Origin of the sequence: Pseudonocardia lacus (assembly GCF_018531445.1) — a bacterium.
GTDB lineage: Bacteria > Actinomycetota > Actinomycetes > Mycobacteriales > Pseudonocardiaceae > Pseudonocardia > Pseudonocardia lacus.
The window spans coordinates 1-25126 of sequence record NZ_JAHDTH010000121.1 but is presented as its reverse complement, the minus strand read 5'-3'; the positions used below and the strand labels follow the sequence as shown (position 1 = coordinate 25126).

The 25126-nt window shown below is 74.3% G+C and carries 24 protein-coding genes; 16 read left to right on the top strand and 8 right to left on the bottom strand.

What is annotated here, in order from left to right; genetic code table 11:
* The 10 genes from KIK08_RS23815 to KIK08_RS23770 all read left to right on the top strand — a co-directional run.
* The coding region (locus tag KIK08_RS23815; RefSeq protein WP_408004714.1) for an AMP-binding enzyme at positions 1-239 on the top strand (239 nt) is incomplete at its 5' end.
* Between the two features lie 50 nt (positions 240-289).
* On the top strand, positions 290-1360 hold the full coding sequence (locus KIK08_RS23810) for a helix-turn-helix domain-containing protein (protein WP_214405467.1): 1071 nt from the start codon (positions 290-292) through the stop codon (positions 1358-1360).
* A gap of 52 nt (positions 1361-1412) precedes the next feature.
* Entirely contained in the window at positions 1413-2861 is a 1449-nt protein-coding gene (locus tag KIK08_RS23805; protein WP_214405466.1) for an MFS transporter, read from the top strand.
* Positions 2862-3060: 199 nt separating this feature from the next.
* Positions 3061-3855, top strand: coding sequence for a MaoC family dehydratase (locus KIK08_RS23800; RefSeq protein ID WP_214405465.1), 795 nt, complete (start codon positions 3061-3063; stop codon positions 3853-3855).
* Positions 3852-6221 (top strand): CaiB/BaiF CoA-transferase family protein, encoded by a 2370-nt coding sequence (locus KIK08_RS23795; protein ID WP_214405464.1) that lies wholly within the window; start codon positions 3852-3854, stop codon positions 6219-6221. Before KIK08_RS23800 ends, KIK08_RS23795 begins: the two co-directional genes overlap by 4 nt.
* Positions 6218-7297 carry an ABC transporter ATP-binding protein gene (locus KIK08_RS23790; RefSeq protein ID WP_214405463.1) on the top strand — a complete coding sequence of 360 codons (1080 nt, stop codon included), beginning with the start codon at positions 6218-6220 and terminating at the stop codon, positions 7295-7297. The genes KIK08_RS23795 and KIK08_RS23790 overlap by 4 nt, the downstream gene beginning before the upstream one ends.
* The gene (locus tag KIK08_RS23785; RefSeq protein ID WP_214405462.1) at positions 7294-8298 is read left to right on the top strand and encodes an ABC transporter ATP-binding protein; all 1005 of its coding nucleotides are present in this window, start codon (positions 7294-7296) and stop codon (positions 8296-8298) included. The genes KIK08_RS23790 and KIK08_RS23785 overlap by 4 nt, the downstream gene beginning before the upstream one ends.
* A gap of 41 nt (positions 8299-8339) precedes the next feature.
* Positions 8340-9902 carry an ABC transporter substrate-binding protein gene (locus KIK08_RS23780; RefSeq protein ID WP_214405461.1) on the top strand — a complete coding sequence of 521 codons (1563 nt, stop codon included), beginning with the start codon at positions 8340-8342 and terminating at the stop codon, positions 9900-9902.
* A gap of 11 nt (positions 9903-9913) precedes the next feature.
* Positions 9914-10858, top strand: a complete 945-nt coding sequence (locus KIK08_RS23775) for an ABC transporter permease (protein ID WP_214405460.1) — start codon at positions 9914-9916, stop codon at positions 10856-10858.
* A gap of 14 nt (positions 10859-10872) precedes the next feature.
* A complete protein-coding gene (locus KIK08_RS23770) occupies positions 10873-11763 on the top strand; it encodes an ABC transporter permease (RefSeq protein WP_214405459.1) in 891 nt (296 codons plus the stop codon).
* Between the two features lie 3 nt (positions 11764-11766).
* On the opposite strand, the gene KIK08_RS23765 is transcribed toward KIK08_RS23770, so the two are convergent.
* The 7 genes from KIK08_RS23765 to KIK08_RS23735 form a co-directional block, all read right to left on the bottom strand.
* Positions 11767-13080 carry a FadR/GntR family transcriptional regulator gene (locus KIK08_RS23765; RefSeq protein WP_214405458.1) on the bottom strand — a complete coding sequence of 438 codons (1314 nt, stop codon included), beginning with the start codon at positions 13078-13080 and terminating at the stop codon, positions 11767-11769.
* A gap of 146 nt (positions 13081-13226) precedes the next feature.
* A complete protein-coding gene (locus KIK08_RS23760) occupies positions 13227-14642 on the bottom strand; it encodes a serine/threonine-protein kinase (protein ID WP_214405457.1) in 1416 nt (471 codons plus the stop codon).
* Positions 14643-14720: 78 nt separating this feature from the next.
* Entirely contained in the window at positions 14721-15494 is a 774-nt protein-coding gene (locus KIK08_RS23755; RefSeq protein WP_214405456.1) for a DedA family protein, read from the bottom strand.
* Positions 15491-17791, bottom strand: coding sequence for a heavy metal translocating P-type ATPase (locus KIK08_RS23750; RefSeq protein WP_214405455.1), 2301 nt, complete (start codon positions 17789-17791; stop codon positions 15491-15493). The genes KIK08_RS23755 and KIK08_RS23750 overlap by 4 nt, the downstream gene beginning before the upstream one ends.
* A gap of 18 nt (positions 17792-17809) precedes the next feature.
* Positions 17810-18841, bottom strand: coding sequence for a DUF8832 domain-containing protein (locus tag KIK08_RS23745; RefSeq protein WP_214405454.1), 1032 nt, complete (start codon positions 18839-18841; stop codon positions 17810-17812).
* Between the two features lie 55 nt (positions 18842-18896).
* Complete coding sequence (locus tag KIK08_RS23740) at positions 18897-19103, bottom strand: heavy-metal-associated domain-containing protein (protein ID WP_214405453.1); 207 nt, start codon at positions 19101-19103, stop codon at positions 18897-18899.
* Positions 19104-19164: 61 nt separating this feature from the next.
* The gene (locus KIK08_RS23735) at positions 19165-19446 is read right to left on the bottom strand and encodes a metal-sensitive transcriptional regulator (RefSeq protein ID WP_214405452.1); all 282 of its coding nucleotides are present in this window, start codon (positions 19444-19446) and stop codon (positions 19165-19167) included.
* A 113-nt stretch (positions 19447-19559) separates the two neighbouring features.
* On the opposite strand from KIK08_RS23735, the gene KIK08_RS41370 reads away from it, so the two are divergent.
* From KIK08_RS41370 to KIK08_RS23720, 3 genes are all read left to right on the top strand, one after another.
* Positions 19560-20336, top strand: a complete 777-nt coding sequence (locus KIK08_RS41370) for an arsenate reductase/protein-tyrosine-phosphatase family protein (protein ID WP_214405451.1) — start codon at positions 19560-19562, stop codon at positions 20334-20336.
* The gene (locus KIK08_RS23725; protein ID WP_214405450.1) at positions 20333-20728 is read left to right on the top strand and encodes a VOC family protein; all 396 of its coding nucleotides are present in this window, start codon (positions 20333-20335) and stop codon (positions 20726-20728) included. Before KIK08_RS41370 ends, KIK08_RS23725 begins: the two co-directional genes overlap by 4 nt.
* A 106-nt stretch (positions 20729-20834) precedes the next feature.
* Positions 20835-21617, top strand: coding sequence for an SDR family NAD(P)-dependent oxidoreductase (locus KIK08_RS23720; RefSeq protein ID WP_214405449.1), 783 nt, complete (start codon positions 20835-20837; stop codon positions 21615-21617).
* A gap of 20 nt (positions 21618-21637) precedes the next feature.
* Here KIK08_RS23720 and KIK08_RS23715 read toward each other — a convergent pair whose 3' ends face one another.
* Complete coding sequence (locus KIK08_RS23715) at positions 21638-22165, bottom strand: TetR/AcrR family transcriptional regulator (protein ID WP_308257832.1); 528 nt, start codon at positions 22163-22165, stop codon at positions 21638-21640.
* 134 nt (positions 22166-22299) lie between these two features.
* On the opposite strand from KIK08_RS23715, the gene KIK08_RS23710 reads away from it, so the two are divergent.
* From KIK08_RS23710 to KIK08_RS23700, 3 genes are all read left to right on the top strand, one after another.
* Complete coding sequence (locus KIK08_RS23710; protein WP_214405447.1) at positions 22300-22494, top strand: hypothetical protein; 195 nt, start codon at positions 22300-22302, stop codon at positions 22492-22494.
* On the top strand, positions 22491-22997 hold the full coding sequence (locus tag KIK08_RS23705; RefSeq protein WP_214405446.1) for a DUF2269 domain-containing protein: 507 nt from the start codon (positions 22491-22493) through the stop codon (positions 22995-22997). Before KIK08_RS23710 ends, KIK08_RS23705 begins: the two co-directional genes overlap by 4 nt.
* A 44-nt stretch (positions 22998-23041) precedes the next feature.
* On the top strand, positions 23042-25126 hold a 2085-nt coding region (locus KIK08_RS23700), incomplete at its 3' end, for an AfsR/SARP family transcriptional regulator (RefSeq protein ID WP_214405445.1).

Here is a 25126-nt window from a genome sequence, read left to right as displayed (position 1 = left end):
AGGCGATCAAGGCGTTGCGTGATCACGTGTCGCAGGAGATCGGTCCGATCGCCAAGCCGCGCCAGATCATGGTGGTCGAGGAGTTGCCCAAGACCCGGTCCGGGAAGATCATGCGCCGGTTGTTGCGTGATGTCGCGGAGAACCGCGAGGTCGGTGACGTGACCACGCTGGCCGACTCCTCCGTCATGGACCTCATCTCCGCCGGCCTCGGTGACAATGGGCCGGCGGGCGAACCGTAGTGCCCCCGGGCACGCTGTTCCCCCTTTCAACGGCGAGAGGGACCGGATCCATGACGCTCACCGGCGGTCACCAGCAGGATGTGCTGGCCTTCTTCGACCAGATGATCGTCGAGGGGACCCGGTTGAACGCGCTGGTCACACGCTCGGCCGCGTACCTGGACTGCGCGGTCGGGATCCGGCTGACCGACGGGACCGGCGTCGCCAAGGACCCGGACGGCAGCGACCTGAGCTGCCTGACGCCGGCCGCCGCGCTCCGGGCGGCCGTCGTCGACGGGGGAGAGGCCTGGCTCGCCCGTCCCGACGGCCCGCGGGAGGGCGACGAGTTCGCGCTGCGGCGCTTCGTCGTCGCCGCTCGCGCGGTGTCGCGGAACTTCGACGTCGGCCCGGGCTCGGCGGCCCAGATCTCGCCGCTGGAGACCCTCGTCGAGGGCGCCGTCACCGGGGCGTCGGCCTCGGTGGCCCTGCGCAGGCTCAACCTGCGCGCCTCCGAGCCGATCCGGGTGGTGGTGGTGATCGGCGCGGAGGCGGACTTCGCCCGGTTCGTCCCGCACCTGGTGGCGATGAACCGGGTCGTCGCGCACGCCGGGTTCGACCGGCGCCACGTCGTGCTGGTGGCGATCGACAACGGGGCGCCGGTGCGGTTCGACGACGTGCCGACGGGCCTGCGCGTCGCGCAGAGCCGGACGTTCGAGGCCCAGCACATCCGCGACGCCTACCTCAGCGCCCGGATGGCCCTGCGGTTCGCGCTGGCCTCGCCGCGGGACAAGGGCCCCTACACCCCCATCGACGCCGTGTTCGCCAACGCCGAGAACGTCGGCTGCTTCGAGGTCCTCACCACGCTGCTCCCGGACTACGTGTCGGGCATCGACGACATCAAGGCGCTCGACCAGCTCGTCACCGAGCACGGCACCGACATCCTGCGGGTCCTGGAGGCCTACGCCGCGACCGAGTCGCTGCGCAAGGCCGCGGCGCAGCTGTTCATGCACCACAACTCGGTGTCCTACTGGGTCCGCAAGGCCGAACGCGTCCTGGGCTTCCAGACCGATGCGCCCTACCGGAGGGCCCGCCTGATGCTCGCGCTGTGCCTGCGGCGGTCCCGGGACAACTCGTTGGAGTTGTAGCAGGCCCCCCGCACTCACCCCTCTGCCCGGATCCCTGCGCAGAAAGTTGGCAATGGCAACCGAAGACCGTCCGGCCCGGCCGCGGATCGCGATCGCCGTGCTGGCGCTGTGCGGCATGGCCACCTCCCTGCAGTTCACGCTCGTCATCCCGGTCGTGCCGGAGATGCCGCGGCTGCTGTCGGTCTCCGTCGACGACGCCTCGTGGATCGTGACCGCGACGCTGCTGACCAGCGCGATCGCCACCCCCGTGCTGGCCCGCATGGCCGACATGTACGGCAAGCGGCGGATGCTGTGCCTGTCGCTGGCCGTGCTGACGATGGGGTCGGTCGTCGCCGCGGTCGGCGGCGGCTTCGTCGCGGTGCTCCTCGGCCGGGCGATGCAGGGTTTCGCGGCCGCGCTGATCCCCGTAGGCATCAGCCTGCTGCGCGACGCCCTGCCGCCCCAGCGCGTCGGCGCGGCGGTGGCGCTGATGAGCGCCACGCTGGGCACGGGCTCCGCGCTGGGCATGCCGCTCTCCGGGCTGCTCTACGGCCGGTTCGGCTGGGAGTCGCTGTTCTGGTTCTCCGCGGTCACCGGGGTGGTGCTGGTCGCGGCGGTGCTGATCGCGGTCCCCGAGTCGCCGCTGCGCGCACCCGGCCGGTTCGACGTCGTCGGCGCGCTGCTGCTCTCGGTCATCCTCACCGCCGCGCTGCTGGTCCTGTCGAAGGGGACCCGGTGGGGGTGGGGCAGCGGGCTGGTCGTCGGCCTGCTCGGCGTCGCCGCCGCGGGGCTGCTCGTCTGGGTGCCGCTGCAGCTGCGGGTGGCGCGGCCGATGGTGGACCTCCGCACGGCGGTGCAGCGCCCGGTGCTGCTGACCAACATCGCATCGGTCTTCGCGACCTTCGCCATGTTCGCGAACATGCTGGTGACCGTGCAGCAGGTGCAGGCCCCCGAGGCGACCGGGTACGGGTTCGGGCTCTCGGTCGTCGGGGCCGGCCTGGTCATGCTGCCGTCCGGACTCGCCATGGTCGCGCTGTCGCCGCTGTCGGGAGCGCTGCTCACCCGCTTCGGGGGCCGGCCGGTGCTGCTGCTGGGCTGCTCGGTGATGGCCGTCGCGTTCGTGTCCCGGGTGTTCCTCGACGGGAACCTGACCGCGATCGTCATCGGCGCGACCGCGGTCGGGGTCGGCACCGCGCTCGCCTTCGCGGCCATGCCGACCCTCATCATGGCGGCCGTGCCGGTCACCGAGACCGCGTCGGCGAACGGCATCAACTCGCTGGTCCGCTCCCTCGGCACCTCCGTGTGCAGCGCGCTCGTCGCCTTGATCGCGGTCAGCCTGCCGGTGTGGGTCGACGGAGCCTCGTTCCTCTCCCCGGCCGCCGTGCACCTGTGCTTCTGGGTGGCCGCCGGCAGCGCCGCGATCGCCGTCGTGGTCGGGGCGTTCGTCCCGGCCGTCGGGTACCGCGCGGGTGACCGGATCCGCTTGGTAGGCGATGACGCACGTCCGGTGACGCTGGCCTAATCAGTGGTATGAGTACTTGACACTCGCAGGTGCCGGTTCCTAGTCTCCCACCTCAATCGGTGCCGCCCAGACGCAACTACCCGCACCCTCCTGCATGTTCTTCGCGGACACGCCGCTGTCTGCGGCAGCTCGTGACGAGAGTGGGTACTGAGCGCGCCATCAGTGCGGAAGATGATACTACTCAATGAAGAGGGGCCTGATGGCTTTCGGAGAGCCCGTCGTCGCTCGCAACACCGCTGCGGAGTCGGCGAACGCGATCCACACGGAGCAGGCGCGCGAGTACGGGTTCCGCGGCGGGATCGTCCCCGGCGTGACGCTGTTCGGCTACGCCATGCGCGCCGTCGCGGACGAGTGGGGTGCGGGCTGGCTCGACGCCGGGGAGCTGGCCCTGCGCTTCCGCCGCCCGGTGTACGACGGCGAGGTGCTGCGGGTCGGCCCCACCGCTCCGCCCGACGGCGGGTCGGTGGAGGTGACCGTGGTAAACGCGGAGGGCGAGCGGTGCGCCGTGGGCAGCGCGCGGCGGGACACCGCCGCCGCGCCCGATCCGGCCGACTACCCGGTCGGGGTCGTGCCCGATGAGTTGCTGCCCGCGGAGCCGGACGTGCTCGGCAGCCTGGGGCCGCTGGCCGAGTACCGGCTCGAGACCTCCGCCGAGGCGGTCCGCGAGTACCAGGAATCCGTCGGCCAGCCCGGCGCGTACGCCGGGTCGGTGCCCCCGTCGCTGATCAGCACGGTGTCCGCGCGCATCCTCACGCTGCAGTACCGGTTCCCCGGCCCCCGCATCCACGTCCGGCTGCACACCCGGCTGTTCGGCCTGCGACCGATCGGCACGCCGTTGGTGGCCCGCGGCCGGCTGGTCGGGGTCCGCGAGCACAAGGGGAGCCACTACAGCCGGCTCGACCTGCTCGTGGTGGACGACGCCGAGCGGCCGGTCATGCACATCGACACCGAATCCATCTTCAGCCTCGGCCGTCCCGCCCGGACCTCGGCGTGACCGAGACCGGGGCGCTGTCCGGGCTGGCCGTCGTCGACCTGTCCGAGCGCATCGCCGGGCAGTTCGCCACCCGGCTGATGGCCGATCACGGGGCGGAGGTCGTGCTGGTGGAGCCCCCCGCCGGTTCGGCGCTGCGGGCCGCGGGCGGAGCGCTGTTCCGGCACCTCAACGCGGGCAAGCGGGCACGCGCGCTCGACGTGCACGAGGACGCGGGGTGGGCGGACCTCGTCGCGCTGTGCGCCGGGGCGGACGTCGTCGTCCTGGGCGATTCGGCGCTCGCCGACCGGATCGGCGCCGCCTGCCCCGGCACGCTCGTCGCGGTGGTCACCGACTTCGGGGCCACCGGCCCCTACCGGAGCTGGCTGGGCACCGAGCTCGTCCACCAGGCGCTGTCGGGCAGCATGTACATGAACGGGCTGGCCCACCGCGAGCCGCTGTACGGCGTCGGTGAGCGCACCTCCTACTCCGCCGGCCTGTGGCTCTACATCGGCGTCCTCGCCGCGCTGCACCGCCGGGAGGTGGACGGGACGCTGCCCGGCCCCGTCGAGGTGACGGTCCACGAGGCCGCGGCGGCGATGGAGCAGAACTTCTCCACGCAGTGGGCCTACAACGGCACCTTCCCGTGGCGTGGGGAGCGGGTGCGGACCAAGAGCCGGGCGCGCTGCCGGGGCGGCTGGATCAGCTACTTCGTCCAGCGCGGCCAGTGGCCGGTCTACTGCGCGATGCTGGGGGCACCCGACCTGGCGGACGACCCGCGTTTCCGGCAATGGCCCGACCTGGTGCGCAACTGGCGCGAGGCCGCGGACCTGCTCGCCGGACGGGCTCCCTCGGTCGATCTGGAGCAGGTGCTGCGGGTCGCGGCCGAGCACCGGCTGGTCCTCGCGCCGATGCTGGCGCCCAGCGACCTGCGCCGGGACGAGCACCTGCTGGTGCGGGAGTTCTGGCGCCGGGAACCGTCCCCGGACGGCCCGCGGCTCGCGCTCGGGCCGGTCTTCCGGATGTCGGCCACCCCCGCCGACCGCGACCGACCGGCGCCCGCCTTCGGCGAGCACGACGGCGAGCCGGAGTGGCCGGATCGGCCGGTCGCCCGGCCGGCAGCGTCCACCGGGCCGCCCCTGGTCGGCGTCGCGGTGCTGGACTTCACCAGCGCCTGGGCCGGGCCGATGGCCACCCGCATCCTCGCCTCGCTCGGCGCCGACGTCGTCAAGATCGAGGGCCCGGACCGGCCGGACGGTTGGCGCGGGGAGTGGCGGGAGCGCCCGAGCGCCACCGGCTACTACCCCGACCTCGAACCGGGTGAGCGGCCCTACGACCGCAACTGCTGGTTCAACTCGCAGAACCACGACAAGCGCTCGGTCGTGCTCGACCTGCGCCGCCCGGAGGGCGTCGACCTGGTCCGCGCGCTGCTGCCGCGGGTGGACGCCGTGATCGCGAACTTCAGCCCGGGCGTGCTGGACCGCCTCGGCCTGGGCTGGTCGGCGGCGAGCGCGCTCAACCCGCGGTTGGTGATGGTCGAGATGCCGGCGGCCGGCAACACCGGCCCGCGCTCGGGCCAACGCGGGCTGGGCCCGACGATGGAGGCCATGGCCGGCATCGCCGGCCTCATCGGCTACCCGGACGAGGGTCCGGTCGGCAGCGGCACGGCCTACCTCGACCCGATCGGGGCGCTGCACGGCGCCGCCGCCCTGCTCACCGCGCTGCTGCACCGCCGCCGCGGCGGCCCCGGGCAGTACGTGGAGGTCGCCCAGCAGGAGGCCGCCATGCACTGGATCGGCGAGATCGTGCTGGAGGCCGTCGAGACCGGCGTCGACCCCGTCCTACGCGGCAACGCCCGGGCCGACGCCTGCCCGCACGGGGCGTTCCGCACCGCGGGCGACGACGAGTGGGTCGCGGTCGCGGCCACCTCCGACGAGCAGTGGCAGGCGCTGTGCGCCGAGCTCGGCCTCGACGAGCTCGCCGCCGATCCGGAGCTCGCGGCGCTCGCCGGCCGGGTCGCGGCGCGGGACCGGGTCGAGGCGGGGCTGGCCGAGGCCGTGCGCGACGCCGACAAGCACGCACTGGCCGAGCGACTGCAGCGGGCCGGGGTACCGGCCGCGCCCGTGCAGAACGGCCGTGACCTGCACACCGACCCGCACCTGCGGGAGCGGGACTGGTTCGCCCGGCTGCACCACCCCCGGGCCGGCACGCACGACTACCCGGGTCTTCCCGTCCGCTTCGCCGGGCGGCGGTCCCGGCCGGCCCGCCCGTCGCCGACCTTCGGCCAGCACACGTCCGAGGTGCTGTCGGAGTACCTGGGCCTGGACCGCGAGGCGTTGGCCCGGCTGGCCGCCGACCGGGTGACCGCGACCGAACCGGGGCGCCGATGAGCGAGCTCGCGAGCGAATCGTCGACACCGTCCGAGACCCTGCTGGACGTCCGCAACCTGAGCCTGTACCTGGACACCCCCGACGGCGAGGTGCAGATCCTCGACGACGTCAGCTTCACCGTCGAGCGCTCCACGACCGTCGGGATGATCGGGGAGAGCGGCAGCGGCAAGTCGATGACCGCGCTGGCCGTGCTGGGGCTGCTGCCGCCGCGGGCCCGGGTCACCGGCGAGATCCGCTTCCGCGGCACCGACCTGCTGGCGATGTCGCGGGCCGAGCTGGCCCGGCTGCGCGGCACCGGGATCAGCATGATATTCCAGGAGCCGATGACCGCGCTGGACCCGGTGTTCACCATCGGCCAGCAGATCAGCCAGGTGCTGCGCAGCCACCGCAGGGTCTCCCGGCGCGAGGCCCGCGAGAAGACGATCGAGATGCTGGACGCCGTCGGCATCCCGGACCCGGCCCGGCGCTGCGGGGAGTACCCCCACCAGCTCTCCGGCGGCATGCGGCAGCGGGCGATGATCGCCATGGCGCTGATCGGCGAGCCCGAGCTGCTGATCGCCGACGAGCCGACCACGGCCGTCGACATCACCATCCAGGCCCAGCTGCTCGACCTGCTGGAGACGCTCGGCCGCGAGCGCGGCACATCGATCATGCTCATCTCGCACGACATCGGGGTGGTCGCCGAGCTGTGCCGGCGGGTGGTCGTGCTCTACGCGGGGCAGGTCGTGGAGGCCACGACCACCGACGCGCTGCTGGAGCGGCCCGGGCACCCCTACACGTCCGGGCTGATGTGGGCGGTACCCCGGCTGGGCACCCGTCGCCAGCGGCTGCACGCCATCCGCGGCCGGGTGCCGCAGCCCGACCAGCTACCGACCGGGTGCCGGTTCCGCCCGCGCTGCGACTTCGCCGTGCCCGGGTGCGCCCAGCCGATCGCACTCGCCGCGGTCGGGGGCGAGGGGCCCGAGCACGACGTCCGGTGCCGGCGGGCCGACGAGCTCGACCTGCCCGGCCTGGTCCACGACGGAGCGGAGGCGGACGCGGAGAACGCGCCCGCGGTGCAGGGGAGCGGCCCGTGACCACCGTGAGCACCGCGAAGGCCGGTACGGCGCCGAAGCAGTCGCCGCCCCTGCTCGAGGTCGACGACCTCGTCGTGCACTTCGAGGGCAGGCGCCGCCAACAGCCCGTCCGGGCGGTCGACGGGGTGTCGCTCACCATCGACCGCGCCGAGACCCTCGGGCTGATCGGCGAGTCGGGCTCGGGCAAGTCGACCATCGGCCGGGCCGTGCTCGGCCTGCTGCGTCCGAAGGCGGGCGCGGTCCGCTTCGAGGGCGAGGACCCGTGGACCGGGCCCGGCCGGCGCCGGCGCGAGCTCCGCCGCCGGATGCAGGTCGTCTTCCAGGACCCGCACGAGGCGCTCGATCCGCGGATGACCGTCGAGCAGAGCGTGGCCGAGCCGCTGCTGATGACCGGCGTGCGGCGACCGGAGCGGCTGGGTCGGGCGGCCGAGCTGCTGGAGCGGGTCGGGCTCGGCGACGCGCACCGGCACCGCCGCCCGCACGAGCTGTCCGGCGGCCAGAAGCAGCGGGTCAACATCGCCAGGGCGCTGGCCAGCGACCCCGACCTGATCGTCTGCGACGAGAGCGTGTCCGCGCTCGACGTGTCCATCCAGGCCGAGATCCTCAACCTGCTGGTCGATCTGCAGGACGAGCGCGGGCTGTCCTACCTGTTCATCTCCCACGACATCAGCGTCGTCGCGCACCTGTCGCACCGGGTGAGCGTGCTCTACCTGGGCATGGTCATGGAGTCCGGACCGGTCGGGGCGGTCGTGGACCGGCCGGCACACCCCTACACCCGGGCCCTGCTGGCCGCCCAGCCCCGAGCGCTGCCCAGCTACCTGCGCACCGAGCGGCGCGAGGTGCTGCGCGGCGACATCCCCAGCCCGGCCGCCCCGCCGTCGGGGTGCCGCTTCCGCACCCGCTGCCCCTTCGCCCGCGACCGCTGCGCGCAGGAGATCCCCGCCGTCCGGGAGCTCGAACCCGGACGGACCGTCGCCTGCCACTTCGCGGAGCAGCTGTGAACCACCCCATCCCCCGGACTACGTCGAATGGCAGGACACCGATGTCCCACCCCCCACTCCGCAGGCTCGTCACCGCGCTCGCGTGTCTGCTCCTGCTGGCCGGTCTCGCCGCCTGCGGCACCCGTGACGGCGGCGGCGCTGCTCCCGACGCCGCGGCCGGACCGCCGGTCGACGGCGGCATCCTGCGCGCGGTCACCGAGGGCGACCCGCGGCTCGACCCGCACCTCGGCACCCTGGGAACCGACCACTACGTGCTCTACCCGCTCTACGACCGGCTGGTCGAGTTCAACCCGAAGGACCTGACGGCGGTGCCCGGGCTGGCGTCGAAGTGGGAGTACACGACCCCGAACACCCTGGTGTTCACCCTCAACCAGGGCGTGACCTTCCACGACGGGACCCCGTTCGACGCCGAGGCGGTCAAGTTCAACATCGAGCGGGCGAAGAACGAGGAGAAGTCCTCGGTCAAGGCCGACCTCAAGAGCATCGACTCGGTGCAGGTGCTGGACGCGTCCACGGTGCAGCTCGACCTGAACCGGCCCGACACCGCGCTGCCGCTGGTGTTCAGCGACCGCGCCGGGATGATGGTCTCCCCGACCGCGGTGCGGAACGGGACCAACCTCGACGACAACCCCGTCGGTACCGGGCCGTTCCGGTTCGTCAGCCGGGTGCCGGGCGAGTCGCTCGAGTACGAGCGCTACCCGGCCTACTGGCGGCCGGGCCCGCACCTGGACGGCATCACGATCACCTTGCTGGACGACAGCCGCACCGCCACCAACGCGTTGGTGTCCGGCCAGCAGGACTTCATCATGCAGCTCGACGTGGCCGACAAGGCCCGTGTCGACAGCTCGGACGCCGCGCGCGTCGTCGTCGGGCCGTCGCTGTCGGTGGCCCGGTGCACCTTCCGGTTCGAGAAGGGCCCGTTCTCCGACGTCCGGGTCCGCCAGGCGGTCAACTACGGCATCGACCGCGAGGCCATCAACAAGGTCATCACCCAGGGCCTGGGTGAGCCGGCGCACGCGGCCGTGCCGTCGTCGCACTGGGCCTACCCCTCCGACGTGGTGCCCGTCTACACCCGCGACGTGGCCAAGGCCCGGCAGCTGGTCGCCGAGGCCGGCCACCCCGACGGGCTGACCATCGAAACCGTGGTGGTCACCTCCCAGGACGACCGCAGCATGGTCGAGGCCATGCAGGCCCAGCTGGCCGAGGCCGGCATCACGCTGAACGTCTCGGTGCTCGACGCCGCCGAGGCCCAGCCGGCGTTCCGCGAGCGCGGCGAGTTCGACATGTTCTGCATCGGCTGGTCGGGCCGGCCCGACCCGTACCAGACCTACGCCGCGCTCTACCCGTCCGCGTCGCCCTACGTCGTCGACTTCGACGAGCCCGCCGAGCTGCAGGGCGTGCTGGCCGAGACGGTCGCGGTGTCCGACATCGACCAGCGCAAGGCCGCCTTCGCGGCGCTGCAGGAGCTGGTGACCACGCAGAACGCGCTGGACTTCCACGTCGTCTTCCGGCCCACCGTGCAGGCGATGTCGACCAAGGTGGGTGGCTACGAGCAGAACATCTACGGCAAGCCGATCATCAACAACGTCTGGCTCGCGAAGTAGTCGGGGCGCTCATGGTCACCGCGTTGCGCCGCAAGCTGGTCTCGGTCCTGCTGACCCTGCTGTTCGCCTCGGTCATGGTCTTCGCGATCACCTACCTGGTGCCGGGCGACCCGGCGGTGGTGGTGGCCGGCGAGCAGGCCACGCCCGAGCAGATCGCCCTGGTGCGCAGCGAGCTCGGGCTCGACGACCCGATCGTCGAGCAGTACGGCCGGTTCATGTGGGGCGTGCTGCACGGCGACCTGGGCACGTCGTTGTTCACCCGGGAACCGGTGGTCGACATCGTGGCCCGCACGCTGCCGCGGACGATGGAACTGGTGGTGGCGGGGCTGGTGGTGGCGATCGCGGCCGGCATCCCGCTGGGGATCGCCGCGGCGATGCGCGCCCGCACCGCCGCCGACGGGGTGATCCGGGCCGTCTCCACGGCCGGGCTGGCCATCCCGAACTTCTGGTTCGGGCTGATCCTGGTGTCGATCTTCGCGCTGGACTGGGCGGTGCTGCCGGCCACCGGCTTCGTCAGCGTGTTCGACGACCCGGTGGAAGGGCTGGCCCACCAGGTGCTGCCGGCGCTGGCCATCGGGCTGACGGCGATGGCCGCCATCGCCCGGCAGACCCGCAGCGCGATGATCGAAGTGCTGTCCGCCGACTTCGTGCGCACCCAGCGGGCGATGGGCGTACCCGCGCGGGCGATCGTCTGGCAGCACGCGCTGAAGAACGCCTCCATCCCGGTCGTGACGATCATCGGGCTGGACATCAGCCGGCTGATCGGCGGCGCGGTGGTGGTGGAGACCGTGTTCGGCATCTCCGGGCTGGGTGGGGCGCTGGTCAGCGCGACGACGCAGCGCGACTTCCCCGTCGTGCAGGGCGTGATCCTGGTGGTGGTGTTCCTGGTGGTGATCGTCAACCTGCTGATCGACGTCCTCTACACCTGGCTCGACCCCCGCATCCAGGGGGTCTGATGGGAGCGAGCGCGATGCGCGAGGTACCGGTGCGGCGCCGCCGCGGGGCGGGTCGGGCGGGTGGCCGGGTGGCGCTGGGCTTCCTGGTGGTGCTGGGGGTGGCGACGCTGCTGGCCGGGTCGCTGGCCCCCTACGGCTACAACGACCAGGACTACGACGCGATCCTGCAGGGCATGTCCGGGACGCACCTGTTCGGCACCGACGACCTGGGTCGCGACGTGTTCAGCCGACTGCTCTACGGAGCCCAGGTGTCGCTGGGCTCGGCCGTCGTGGCGGTGGCGGTCGCGGTCGGGATCGGGGTGCCGGTCGGGTTGGTGTCCGGGTTCGTCGGGCGCCGGGTGGACGCCGTGGTCATGCGGGTGCTGGACACCCTGCTGGCCTTCCCGACGATCCTGCTCGCGATCACGATCACCGCGGTGCTCGGCACCGGCCTGCTCACCGCGATGGTCGCCGTCGGGATCGCGCTGATGCCGTCGTTCGCCCGGATGATGCGGGCCCAGGTGCTGGTCGTGCGCGACCGGCTCTACGTCGACGCCGCCCGCACCTTCGGGTTGCCCGGCTGGTGGATCGTGGCCCGCCACGTCGTGCCGAACTCGATCCAGCCGGTCATCGTGCTGACCGCGCACATGCTCGGCGCCGCGCTGCTCGTCGAGGCCTCGCTCAGCTTCCTCGGGCTGGGCACCCCGCCGCCGCAGCCCAGCTGGGGCGGGATGCTGCGGGAGGCGTCGCGGTTCCTCGACGGGCTGGCGCCGCAGATCATCGTGCCCGGCCTGGCCATCGCGCTCACCCTGCTGGCCATCAACGTCGTCGGCGACTGGCTGCGCGACCTGCTGGACCCGCGCGTGACCTCCCGCTCGCGCCGCCGGGCCGTGCCCGAGGCGACGACCGAGGCCGCCGCCGTGTGACCGTCAGGGACGGCGGGTCCAGCCGCGGTCGAGGAAGAACCGCATGACGTCGAGATGGCGGGCCATCTCGTGGCGGGCGCGCATCGGGTCGCGGGCGGCGACCGCGGCGACCAGCCGCTCGTGCGCCGCCCTGGCGTCCTCGCCCTCGGCGTGCGTGGGGTGGGAGTCCAGCCGCGTGGTCTGGAGCCTGGTGAGGACCGCGACGAACAGCTGCAGCGGGAGGTTGCCCGACAGCTCGCCGAGGAGCCGGTGCAGCTCGGGCTGGACGGTGTAGACCCGGTCGCCCGGGACGCCGTACTCGGCGCGCATCCCCGCGGTGAGCCTGGCCGCGTTCGGCTCGTCGAGACGCGCGGCGGCCAGTTCGACGGTGGCGAGCTCGACCGCGGCCCTGGCCTGCAGCAGCTGTTCGGGCTCGATGCGCAGGAAGTCGAGGTAGGCCACGACCGTGCCGACGACCCGGCTCGGGTCGGGTTCGCGCACGACCAGACCCCCGCCGACCCCGCGGCGCATCGCCGCGATCCCGTAGTACTCCAGCACCCGCACCGCTTCGCGGAAGGTGCCGCGGCTGATCTCCAGCGACGCGATCAGCGACGCCTCCGACCCGACCACGGTCCCGGACGGGCTGGCCGCCGCGCGGATCCGCTCGTTGATCATCCGAGCGGCGCGCTCGGGCACCTTGAGCTCGCCGTCGGTGCTGACCGTGACCGGGCCGTCGGGGGTGCCTTCGGCACTCTCATCGACGGCATCGAGCACCCGCAGCTCCACCTCGTCGAGGTCGCCGTCCAGCACCGCCGCCACCAGCGCGTCGGTGTGCGGCAGTCGACGCCCGGCCGCCGGCCGGGGCGTGACCTGCAGCAGCGCCGAGATGAAGATCGCCAGCGCCGGGTTGCCGCTGAGCCGGGCGATCGCGTGGTGCGGTCCGTCGCCGCCCCGGGCCCGGGTCAGTTCCGCCCGGGCGCCGTCGGGGTCCAGGCGGGTGCGTTCGACCGCGAGCCGGGCCGCCAGCACCTGCAGCGGGCGCCGCGCGGTGAGCACCGCTTCCCGCGGTACCGCGCTGAACTCGAAGAACGTCGCCATGGAGTCCACGACCGCTGCCGCGGCCGGCGCGTGCACCAGCAGGCCGCCGTTCGGACCGCGTCGCATGCGGGCGATCTGCTTGTGCTCGAGCAGGCGCGCCGCCTCGCGGAACGTGGCGCGGCTGACCCCGAAGCGGTTGGTCAGCTCGGTCTCCGAGCCGAGGGCTTGCCCGGCCGGCCAGCCCAGGCCGATGATCTCCTTCTCCAGCCGGTCGGCGATCACCGTGGCCAGTCGATCCACGTCAGCCTCTCGTCCGGTGGGCGCTCCCACCATACCGTCCCTGTTCCAGCACCGTCCCTGTTCAGCGGCTACGGAGCTCGGCGAAGCCGGACACCCGGTCTCGGCGGGGCGGGGCGTCGCGCGGGTTCTCGCTCGGCCGTGGACGGTCAGCCGTCGCAGGGCGCGCCGCGCAGCGACTGCGCGTTGCTGGCCTGTTGTTCCGGCCCGTCCGAGCCGTGGATCCGGATGCAGAGCGGGACGGTCTCCTCGATCAGCACGGTCGCGGCCCATTTCCGGCCGATCGGGATCGTCCTGGGCTCGCGGCCGATCGGGTCCAGCTCGATCTCGTAGTCGAGCTCGCCCGGGCCGGTCCAGCTCAGCTCGATCACGGAGCCGGAGTCGACCGGCGGTGCCAGCACGATCGGGTACTCGGAGGCCGGTGGCATGGCCGCCGGGGCCGCGATCGGGTCGCGTTCCCGGTCCGATCCGGTCCACGGGGCCAGGACGAGGACCGTGCCGAGCGCGGCGACGACGAGCACCGCCGCCGCGGCCGACCACACGAGCCACCGGCGTAGCCGCGGCGGGTCGACGTCGGCGTGGGGCGCAACACCGCCGACCGTCCTCGGCGCCCGGGTGACGACGGTCGACCTCTCGCGTGGGGCCGGCTCCTGGATGGCGCCCGCGCCGGCCGGCGCCCCGACCGGGTCCGCGTCCACCGGCCGGCCGGACGACTCCGCGGTCGACCGGACGGCTGACGCCAGTGCCGCGGCGAGCGCCCCGGCCGACGGGTACCGCTCCTGCGGCCGCTTGGCCAGCGACACGGCGACGACGGCGTCCAGCGCGGCGCGCAGCCCCGCATCGGCCACCGCGCCGCCGAGCCCGGGCACCGGCGCGCGCAGGTGCGCGGCGACGATCGCGCCCAGGCTGTCGCGGGGGAACGGGACCGACCCGGACAGGGCCTGGAACACCACGCAGCCCAGCGCGTAGACGTCCGAGGCGACGGTGGCCGGCTGCCCGTCGAACAGCTCGGGGGCCATGTAGTCGAGCGAGCCCATCAGCACGCCGGTCGCCGTGACCCGGTCTGCCGAGCCGGCCTGGCGGGTGAGCCCGAAGTCGGTGAGGTAGGCGTGCGGTCCGTCGGCCCCGGCGCCGACCAGCACGTTGCCCGGCTTGACGTCGCGGTGCACCAGGTCGTGGCGGTGGGCCGCGTCCAGCGCCCCACCCAGCTGGGTGAGCAGGGTGGCGACCAGCCCGGGGGACATCGGCCCCGACCGCGCGATCAGCTGCCCGAGGTCGGTCCCGTCGACGTGGTGCATCACCAGGAAGAGCAGCCCGTCCTCCTCGCCGGCCCGGTGGATCGGGATGACGTGCGGGTGGTGCACGGCGGCGGCCGTGCGGGCCTCGCGCTGGAAGCGGCGGCGGAAGCCGGGGTCGGCGGCCAGGTCCCCGGCGATGACCTTGACCGCGACGCGGCGGTCGAGCTCCGGGTCGAAGGCCCGGTGGACCACCCCCATCCCGCCGCGGCCCAGCACGCCCTCGATCCGCAGGCCCGCCACGGTGGAACCCGGGGGGAGCTCGATCACGCCGTGCATCCTCGCGGATCACCGGCGGCGCGCACCACCCGCGCGGCCACCGCTCACCGCACCCGGTCGACCGGCCCGCTACTGCTCGTCGGACGGCGCCTCGTCCCGGGTCGCCGTGGAGACCGGCCGGTTGCGCGGCCCACGCCGGAACCACCGCTTCACCAGCGGCACCAGCAGCGCCGCGGCGATCATGGTCAGGGTCACCGCCGACGCGTACCTGTCGATCATCAGGACGACGTCGACGGCCCGCTGGCCGAGGCCGTAGCCGAGGCCGGCGACCGTGCCGGTCATCAGCGCCGCGCCGACGAGGTCGAGGAGCAGGAAGGTCGCCAGCCGCATCCTCGCCCAGCCCGCCGCGGCGTACACCACCGCGGTGGGGATGCCGGGCAGGACGGCGATGACGACGGCGAGCCGGACGATCCACGGGTTCCGCCCGGTGGCCAGTGCCGCGTGCCGCTGGGCGCGCTCGCTGGTGGTGAAGATCCTGATGATGCCCGGCCCCCACTGCCGGCCGGCCCACCAGGCCAGCCAGTCGAACTTCACCATCCCGACGGCGCCCGCGACGACGACGAGCCACAGCGGGGCCTCGCCGATGCGGGCGAACGCCGCGCCGGCCCCGATCGCCACCGCGTCGCCGGTCAGGAACGCCAGCAGCACCGGCTGGTGGGCGATCAGGAACGGCGTGAGCGGCCTGATCGCCAACCCGAGCCCGACGACGCCGAGGATCGCGCCCATCAGGGCCAAGTCGACGCGGGTGACGGGCCCTTCCCACGGCAGGTAGCGCCGGAACCGGGCGGACGCCCGAGGGCGCTGCGGGGGTGTCGTGGGTGTCGTGGGTGTCGTGGGTGTCATCGACGGCTCCCGGAGCTGAACCGCCGCAGCCGCAGGCTGTTGGCGACGACGAACACCGAGGAGACCGCCATCGCCGCGCCGGCGATCATCGGGTTGAGCAGGCCGGTCGCGGCCAGCGGCAGGGCTGCGACGTTGTAGGCGAACGCCCAGAACAGGTTGCCCTTGATCGTGGCGAGCGTGCGGCGGGAGAGTCGGATGGCGTCGGCGGCGGCGCGCAGGTCGCCGCGGACGAGGGTGATGTCGCCGGCCTCGATGGCGACGTCGGTGCCGGTGCCCATGGCCAGGCCGAGGTCGGCCCGGGCGAGGGCGGCGGCGTCGTTGACGCCGTCACCGACCATGGCCACGACCTTGCCCTGCGCCTGCAAGCGCTCCACCACCTCCACCTTGTCGGCGGGCAGTACCTCGGCGATGACGGTGTCGGGGCCGGGGTCGATGCCGACCTGCGCGGCGACGGTGCGGGCGACCGCCGCGTTGTCGCCGGTGAGCAGCACGGGGGTCAGGCCGAGCGCGCGGAGCTGGGCGATCGCCTGCGCGGAGGTGGGCTTGACGGTGTCGGCGACCACGAGCACCGCGCGGGCCTCGCCGTCCCACGCCACGGCGACGGCGGTGCGGCCCTTCGCCTCCTCGTCGGCCTTGACCGCGGCGAGGTCGGGCGGCAGCGGCTGGCTCCACTGCTCGAGCAGGGCCTGCCGGCCGGCGAGCACGGCGTGCCCGTCGACGACGCCCTGCACGCCCAGGCCCTCGACGTTGCTGAACTCCTCCACGGGCGGCAGGTCGCCGAGCCGCTCGCGGGCACCGCGGGCGATGGCCGCGGCGATGGGGTGCTCGGAGGCGTCCTCGAGCGCCCCGGCCAGTCGCAGGGCCTCGTCGGCGCCCACACCGCCTGCGGTGTGCACGGCGACGAGGGCCATCCGCCCGGTGGTGACGGTGCCGGTCTTGTCGAGCACGACGGTGTCGACGCGGCGGGTGGACTCCAACACCTCCGGGCCCTTGATCAGGATGCCGAGCTGGGCGCCGCGGCCGGTGCCCACGAGCAGGGCGGTGGGTGTGGCGAGCCCGAGCGCGCACGGGCAGGCGATGATCAGCACGGCCACCGCGGCGGTGAACGCGGCGGCGGGGCCGGCTCCGGTGCCGAGCCAGAACGCGAGCGTGCCCGCGGCGAGCGCGATCACGATCGGCACGAACACCCCGGAGATCCGGTCGGCGAGGCGCTGCGCCTGCGCCTTGCCGCTCTGGGCGTCCTCGACCAGCGTGGCCATCCGCGCGAGCTGGGTGTCCGCGCCGACGCGGGTGGCGCGCACGACGAGCCGCCCGCCCGCGTTGACGGTCGCGCCGGTGACCGCGTCGCCGGGGCCCACCTCGACGGGCACGGACTCGCCGGTGAGCATGGAGGCGTCGACGGCGGACGAGCCGTCCTCGACCACGCCGTCGGTGGCGATCTTCTCCCCGGGCCGCACGACGAACCGGTCGCCGACGCCCAGCCGGGCGATGGGGACGCGGACCTCGGTGCCGTCGCGCAGCACGGCCACGTCCTTGGCGCCGAGTTCGAGCAGCGCGCGCAGCGCGGCGCCCGCCCGGCGCTTGGACCTCGCCTCGAAGTAGCGCCCGGCCAGGAGGAACGTGGTGACCCCGGCGGCGACCTCGAGGTAGATGTTGCCGGCGCCGTCGGAGGGGGCGATGGTCAGCTCGAAGGGGTGGGTCATGCCGGGGATGCCGGCGGTGCCGAGCAGCAGCGCCCACAGCGACCACGCGAAGGCCGCCAGCACGCCCATCGAGACCAGGGTGTCCATGGTGGCCGCGCCGTGGCGCAGGTTGGTCCAGGCGGCGCGGTGGAACGGCCACGCGCCCCAGGTGACGACCGGGGCGGCGAGGGTGAGTGAGATCCACTGCCAGTAGGTGAACTGCAGCGCGGGCGCCATGGCCATGGCGATCACCGGCACGGCGAGCGCGATGCTGGCCAGCAGCCGCTGGCGCAGCGGGCGCGTCGGGTCCGGCTCCTCGGCGGCGGTGTCGGTGTCGCTGTCGGTGTCGGTGTCGGTGTCGACAGTAGGGGGGTGGGGTATCTGGGCGGTGTAGCCGGCCGCCTCGACCTGCGCGACCAGCACCGCCGGGTCGATCCCGGCGGGCGCGGCGACGCGCGCCTTCTCGGTGGCGTAGTTGACGGTGGCGCTGACCCCGTCGAGCTTGTTCAGCTTGCGCTCGATGCGGTTGGCGCACGAGGCGCAGGTCATCCCGCCGATGGCGAGGTCGATCTCGGTGACGGCGGTCGGGTCGGTGGACCGGGTGTCGATGCTCATGTCGTCCTCCTCCCGTGGTCAGTGCCCGTGCGCCGGAGCGCCGGGTGAGTCGACGTGGCCGGCGTCCGTGCTGTCGGCCGTGTTGTCGGCCGGGGCGGCCGGAGCCGGCGGGGGAGCGCTGCCCGCGGTGGTGACGGTGAACTCCGCGGTGCGCACCACGCCGTCGTGCTGGAAGTCCAGGAACAGCCGGTAGGTGCCGGCGCTGGGGACCTCGGCGACGAACTCGACCGCCGGGCCGGCCGGTGTCACCCCGTCGTCGGGCGTGCCGTCGGGGTGGACGTGCAGGTAGGCGAGGTCGCCCTGGCGCAGCGCGACGAGGTGGCCGTAGGCGCCGAGGTAGGGCTGCAGATCGGTCACGGGCGCGCCGTTCCGGCTGACGGTGAGCGCGACCGGTGAGGCCTGCCCGGGGACGAGGTCGCCGGCCAGCTCCACGGTGTAGCCGTCGATCTGCGCGGTGCGGCTCTCGACCGGCACGACGGGCTGGTAGTCGCCGGCCGCGGAGAGGTCGACGCCGAGCGTGGTGGGCTCACCCCCGGTCGGGGCGAAGTCCGCGAAGGCGCGGTAGGACCCGGCGGCGGGCACCGCCAGCGGCACCGACCAGGTGCCGTCGGCGGCCATCTCCGGGTGCACGTGCTGGAAGCCGGTGGTGTCGCGGCGCACGACGATCAGGTGCATGCGCTTGTCGTGCGCGACGTCGAAGGCGGTGACCGGGGCGCCGTCGGGCCCGGTGATCCGGAAGGAGAAGGTGTCGGTGGTGCCCGTGGCGAGCGTCGGGTCGGGGGGCGCCAGGGTGTAGCCGCCCCTGCTCGACGCCAGCCCCGCGGGCAGTTCCGCGGTCTCCGCGACGGTGCCGCTGTGGGAGTCCCCGTGCCCGGCGGCCCCGGCGCCCGCGGGCGCCTCGCCGGACATTCCACCGTGGCCGCTGTCGGCGCTGGACGCCTCGGCGGTGGCGGTGGACAGGGGACCGACAGCGGTGCCGACGGCGTACGCCCCGGTGACGATCAGGGCGAGCGCCGCACCGTAGGCGGAGAGCTTCGCGATGGTGTTCATGTCACGTCCCGTCTGAGCGGGCCGCCCGCCGGGGACCGGCGGGCGGCCCGGGTGGTCAGCTCGCGAGTCGGTAGCCGGCCTCCTCGACCGCGACGCGCACCCGCGCCTGGTCGAGGGCCTGGTCGCTGGTCACGGTCACGGCGCCGGTGGGCAGGTCCACCACCACGCCGGTGACGCCGTCGATCTCGCTGATCTCCTCGGTGACCGAGGCGACGCAGTGCTCGCAGGTCATCCCGGTGACGGTGTAGGTGTTCTGGCTCATCGGGTCTCCTCCGGTGGTGCTGGCTCCCGGACGCGCCGGGGGCGGGTGCGGTCGTGGGGTGTCAGGACTTGACCAGGCGCGCGATGGCCGCACTGGCCTCGGCGACCTTCTGATCGGCGACGTCGCCGCCCTCCGCGACGGCGTCGGCGACGCAGTGGCGCAGGTGCTCGTCGAGCAGGCCGAGCGCGACGGCCTCCAGGGCCTTCGTCGCGGCCGAGACCTGGGTGAGCACGTCGATGCAGTACCGGTCGTCCTCGATCATCGCGGCGAGGCCGTGGACCTGGCCCTCGATGCGGCGCATCCGGGCGAGGTAGGCGTCCTTGTCCTGGGTGTAGCCGTTCATGGGTCCCTCCCTGTCGGGCGCCGCCAACATACCATAGGGGGGTATGGCATCAAGCCCGGGATATGCATCAAAACGCCTTGATGTATCGGAGGGTGGTGCGCTAGCGTCCCGTCATGGCACCGGTGCCGCCCGCCTTCGTGCGGCTGGCCGCCCACCCGCTGCGCTGGCAACTGCTGGCCGCGCTCGCCACGGGCGACCACCGCGTCCGCGAGCTGGCCGCCCGCGTCGAGCAGCCGCAGAACCTGGTGTCCTACCACCTGCGGCTCCTGCGCGACGCGCACCTCGTCCGCGCCACCCGCAGCAGCTTCGACGGCCGCGACAGCTACTACCACCTCGACCTGGACCGGTGCGCGGACGGGCTGTCGAGCAGCGGCGCGGCGCTGCACCCCGCCCTCGGCCCGGCCCCCGACCGCGCCGCGGGCCGGCCGGCGCGGCGTCCGGGCCGGGTCCCCGCGGTGCTGTTCGTCTGCACCGGCAACGGCAGCCGCTCACCCATCGCCGAGGCGCTGCTGCGCCACCGCGCGGGGGACGGGGTCGACGTCGTCAGCGCCGGCACCCGGCCCCGGCGGGCGCTGCACCCGCACACCGTCCGGGTGCTGCGCGAGTCGTGGGGCATCGACGTCTCCGGCCGCCGTCCGCGGCACCTGGACTCCCTCACCGGACGCGCGTTCGATCACATCATCACCCTGTGCGACCGGGCCCGCGAAGCCTGCCCCGAGTTCGTCGACCGCCCCCGGCGCGCGCACTGGAGCATCCCCGACCCGGCGGCGGTCGAGGGCACCGACGAGGTCGCGTACGCGGCCTTCCGGCGCACCGCGACCGACGTCGACGCCCGCGTCCGGCACCTGCTGCCCGTCCTCGCCGCCGACCGCCAGGAGGATCCGCCATGACCGGGACCGAAGAGCTCGCCAGCGTCCGCTACATCGTCGAGGACGTGCGGGCCTCGATCGACTTCTACACCACCCACCTCGGCTTCCAGGTGCGCCTCGACGCCGCCCCGGCGTTCGCCGACGTCGTCCGCGGCCGGCTGCGGCTGCTGCTGTCGGGGCCGACGAGCTCCGGCGCCCGCGCCACCCCGCCCGACGCCGCCACCGCCGGCCGCAACCGCATCCACCTCGTCGTCGACGACCTCGACGCCGCCATCGGCCCGTTGCGCGAGGCGGGGCTGCCGTTCCGCAGCGAGCTGGTCAGCGGCCCCGGTGGGCGGCAGATCCTGCTCGCCGACCCCGACGGCAACCTGGTCGAGCTGTTCCAGCCGGCCGCGCGGCCCCCAGGGGCGTGAGCCGAACCACCGGGTAGCCGGTTCGCGTCAGGTCGAGCAGGATCGTGCAAGGACCGGCGCGGATCGCCCTAACACTTCGCGGGCCGCTCGGAGTTGTGTGGGAGCCATGAGCAACCAGCAGTCCAGCGCACCGTCCGTCGCCGTCGTGACCGGCGCCAGCGCAGGCATCGGGCGCGCCGCGGCCGTCGCGATCGCCCGCCGCGGGTCCGGCGTGGTCGTCACCTACCGCTCCCGCCCCGAGGAGGCCAAGGCGACGGTCGCCGCGATCGACGGGATCGGCGGGCGGGCCCACGCCCTGCGCCTCGACGTCGGCGACAGCGCGACCTTTCCCGCGTTCCGCGCCGACCTCGCCGACGTGCTCGACCGGGAATGGGGCACCGGCTCGATCGGCGCACTGGTCAACAACGCCGGCTCCGGGGGCGGGCGGGCGTTCGAGGAGATGACCGAGGAGGCGTTCGACCAGTACTACCGCGTGCTGCTGCGCGGTCCCTACTTCCTGACCCAGACCCTGCTGCCGCTCGTCGCCGACGGCGGGGTGATCCTCAGCGTGTCCAGCAGCTCGGTGCGCCCCGGCGACACCGAGGCCGGCTACTCCGGGTACGCCGGTATGAAGGCCGGGCTCGTCGTCGCCAGCCGGTTCCTGGCCAAGGAGCTGAGCCCGCGCGGGATCCGCGTCAACACCATCGCCCCCGGACCGACCCGCACCCGCATCGGCGACGACGCCTTCGCCAGGTTCCCCGAGATCGCCGACGGCATCGCCGCGCGGACCGCGCTCGGTCGCCTCGGCGAGCCAGAGGACATCGGCGACGTGATCGCCTTCCTGGTCTCCGCCGAGGCCGCCTGGATCACCGGGCAGGACATCCAGGTCGCCGGGGGCTTCGCACTCTGACCCGCTCACGCACCGCGATCTCACTCGGGACCAGGCGCGAGGCCGGCGAGCACGACGGCGACCAGCCGGTGCACGCCGTCGTCGTCCGGCAGCCCGCCCGCGGCGTTCAGCGCGTGCAGGCAGTAGCCGGCGAGATCGTCGACCGGGACGTCCCGGCGCACGTCGCCGCGCCGTCCGGCCTCGTCGAGCAGTTGGCGCAGGAAGTCCACCAGGCGCCGGCGCGCCTGCCGGACGTGCTCGGTGTCGTGCAGCGCCGCGCCGAGGTCGGTGCCCCGCTGGTGGCGGACGCTGCGCGCGTAGGTGGTGAGGACCTCGACGAGGGCGCGGTGCGGGTCGGTGGTGCGGTCGCGCACCTGCGTCAGGCGCTGCAGATGCGCCTCGACGTGGTGCTCGTGCCACGCCGAGAGGACGGTCTCGACGTCGGGGAAGTGCTTGTAGAGCGTGGCCCGCCCGATGCCGACCCGCTCGGCGATCGCCGACATCGTCACCGCGGTCAGGCCGCGCTCGGCCACCAGTTCGGCGACGACGTCGACCGCTGCGGCGCGCACGGCCCGACGGTGTTCGTCGATCGTCTCGCTCCAGAGCCTGGGCACACCGCGAGCATACGTCCTGTCCGCAACTAGACGGAATGACTTCACCACGACACTCTGTATCGAAAAGCTGGTCTCGAGCGGAGGTGGTCATGGAGGAGTCGTCCGTGCGCGGGAGCGGTGGCGTTCCGCGTTGGGTGAAGGTCTCGGTCGCGGTGGGGGTCGCCGTACTCGTGCTGGTGGTCCTGGTGGTGCTGTTCGGCGTCGGCGGTGAGCACGGCCCGGGTCGGCACCAGGGCCTGTCGGGCCGGTCGGTTCCCGCGCTGGTCGACGGAGCCGCGGCGTGAGGGTCGCCCGACGCGGCGTGCGCAAGCTGGTGCTGCTCACCCACGTCACCAGCTCGGTGGGGTGGTCGGGCGCGGTGCTCGCGTTCGTCCCGCTCGCCGCGGCCGCCGTCGGCGCCACGGGCGGCGACCTGGCGCGCGGCGCCTACCTGGCGGCCGATCTGCTGGTCCGGTTCGTGATCGTGCCGCTGGCGTTGGCCGCCGTGCTGACCGGGGTGCTGTCCAGCCTGGTCAGCACCTGGGGCCTGGTGCGCCACTACTGGGTGATCGCCAAGCTGGTCCTCACCGTCGCGGCGACGGTCGTGCTGCTGATGCAGATCGAGCCCATCGGTGCGGCGGCGGTCCGGGCCGGCGCACCTGGCGGACCCCTGCCCGAGGCCGCCGGGCTCTCGATGCTCGTGCACGCGATCGGCGGCCTCGTGGTGCTGCTGGCCGTGACCGCGCTCGCGGTCTACAAGCCGCGCGGGACCACCCGCTTCGCCACGGGGTCCGCGGCCCGGCGGTAGGGCGGGTGCCCGTCCCCGCGCCGGCGCGGTCGTAGCCTGCGATCGTGCGATTCGGGGTGCTGGGGCCGCTGGCGGTGTGGACCGACCGCGGTGAGCCGGTGCCGATCCCCGGCCGCAAGGTACGGGCGCTGCTCGCCGACCTGCTGGTGCACGAGGGGCGGGCGGTGTCGGCGGACCGGCTGGTCGCCGACCTGTGGAGCGGGAGCGCGCCGGCCGACCCGACCGCGGCGCTGCACGTGCGGGTCTCGCAGCTGCGCCGAGCGCTGGCCGGGGCCGAGCCGGGCGCACGGGACCTGGTGGCCTCCCGGGCGCCCGGCTACGCGTTGCGCGCCGCGCCCGACGCGGTCGACGCCGCCCGGTTCGCCGACCTGGTGGGCCGCGCGCACGCCGCCGACCAGCCGCGGGTCAGGGCGCGCCTGCTCGGCGAGGCGCTCGCGCTGTGGCGGGGTGCGGCGCTGGCCGACTTCGCCGACGAGGAGTTCGCCGTCGCGCCGACGGCGCGCTGGGAGGAGCAGCGGCTGGTCGCCCTGGAGGCGCACGCGGAGGCCCGGCTGGAGCTGGGCGAGCACCACGAGCTGGTCGGCGAGCTCGGGGAGCACGTCGCGCGGCACCCGTTCCGGGAGCGGCTGCGGGCCGCGCACGTGCGGGCGCTGCACCGGGCGGGCCGGTCGGCGGAGGCCCTGGACAGCCTGCGCGACCTGCGGCAGCGGCTCGCCGACGAGCTCGGCATCGACCCCGGTCCGGAGCTGGCCGCGCTGCACCGGGCGGTGCTGGCCGCGGACCCCGCGGAGGCCGCACCGCGGACGACGGCGCGGGCCGTCACCAACCTGCCGGCGCCGGTGACCGAGCTGGTCGGCCGCGAGCCCGACGTCGAGCGGGTGCGCGAGCTGCTGGCCGCCGGCCGGCTGGTGACGATCACCGGACCGGGCGGGGTGGGCAAGACCAGCGTGGCGGTCGCCGTCGGCAGGACGCTGACCGACGCCCACCCCGACGGCGTCCGGCTGGTCGACCTCACCGGCTGGGACGGGTCGGGCGAGGCGGCCGAGCCGGTGCTGTCGGTGCTGGGCGTCGCCGACGACGCGCGGCCGGCCGACGAGCGGTTGGCCGCGGCCCTGCGGCAGCGGCGGGCGCTGCTGGTGCTGGACAACTGCGAGCACGTCGTCGAGCCGGTGGCCGGCCTGGTCGGGGCGCTGCTGGCCGCGGCGCCCGAGCTGCGGGTGCTGGCCACCTCCCGGGAGCCGTTGCGGCTGCGCGGCGAGGCCCGCTGGGAGCTGTCGCCGCTGGCGGTGCCCGACACCGACGACCCGGACCGGCTGGCCGCCTCGCCCGCGGTGCGGCTGTTCCTGGCCAGGGCGGGGCTGGCCCCGACACCGGAGGCGGTCGTCGGGGCCGCGGAGGTCTGCCGTCGGCTGGACGGCATCCCGCTGGCCATCGAACTGGCCGCCGCTCGGGTGCCCGCACTGGGCGTGCCCGTGCTGGCCGCCCGGCTGCGGGTGCCCCGGGCCCGCTTCGGCCTGCTCGGCACCGGGCCGCGCGACGCGCCCGCCCGCCAGCGCACGCTCACCGCGGTGATCGACTGGAGCTGGCGGCTGCTCTCCGGGCCGGAGCGGGCCGTCCTGCGCCGGCTGGCGGTGCCGGCCGGCGGCTGCTCACTGGCCGGTGCCGAGGCCGTCTGCGCCGGTGACGGCGTCGCCGCGGGCGAGGTGCTGGACCTGCTGGCCGCGCTGGTGGACCGCTCGCTGGTGGTGCGCGGCGGGGAGCCCCGGTTCCGGCTGCTGGAGTCGGTCGCGGAGTACTGCCTCGACCGGCTGCGGGAGGCGGGGGAGGAAGCCGCGGTGCGGCGCCGGCACGCCGAGCACCACCTGGCCGTGGCCGAGCGGGCCGAGGCCCGGCTGCGCGGCCCCGACCAGCGGGAATGCCTGTCGACATTGGATGCCGAGGCCGCCAACACGCGGGTGGCGCTGGACACCTTCGTCCGCGCCGGTGCGGCCGAGCAAGCGCTGCGGCTGGTCTGCGCGCTGTCCTGGTACTGGTTGCTGCGCGGGCGGCTGGGCGAGGCGCGGCGGGCGCTGGCCGCGGCGCTGGCCGTGCCGGGGGAGGTGGCGCCGGCCGTGCGCGGTGCGGCCCGG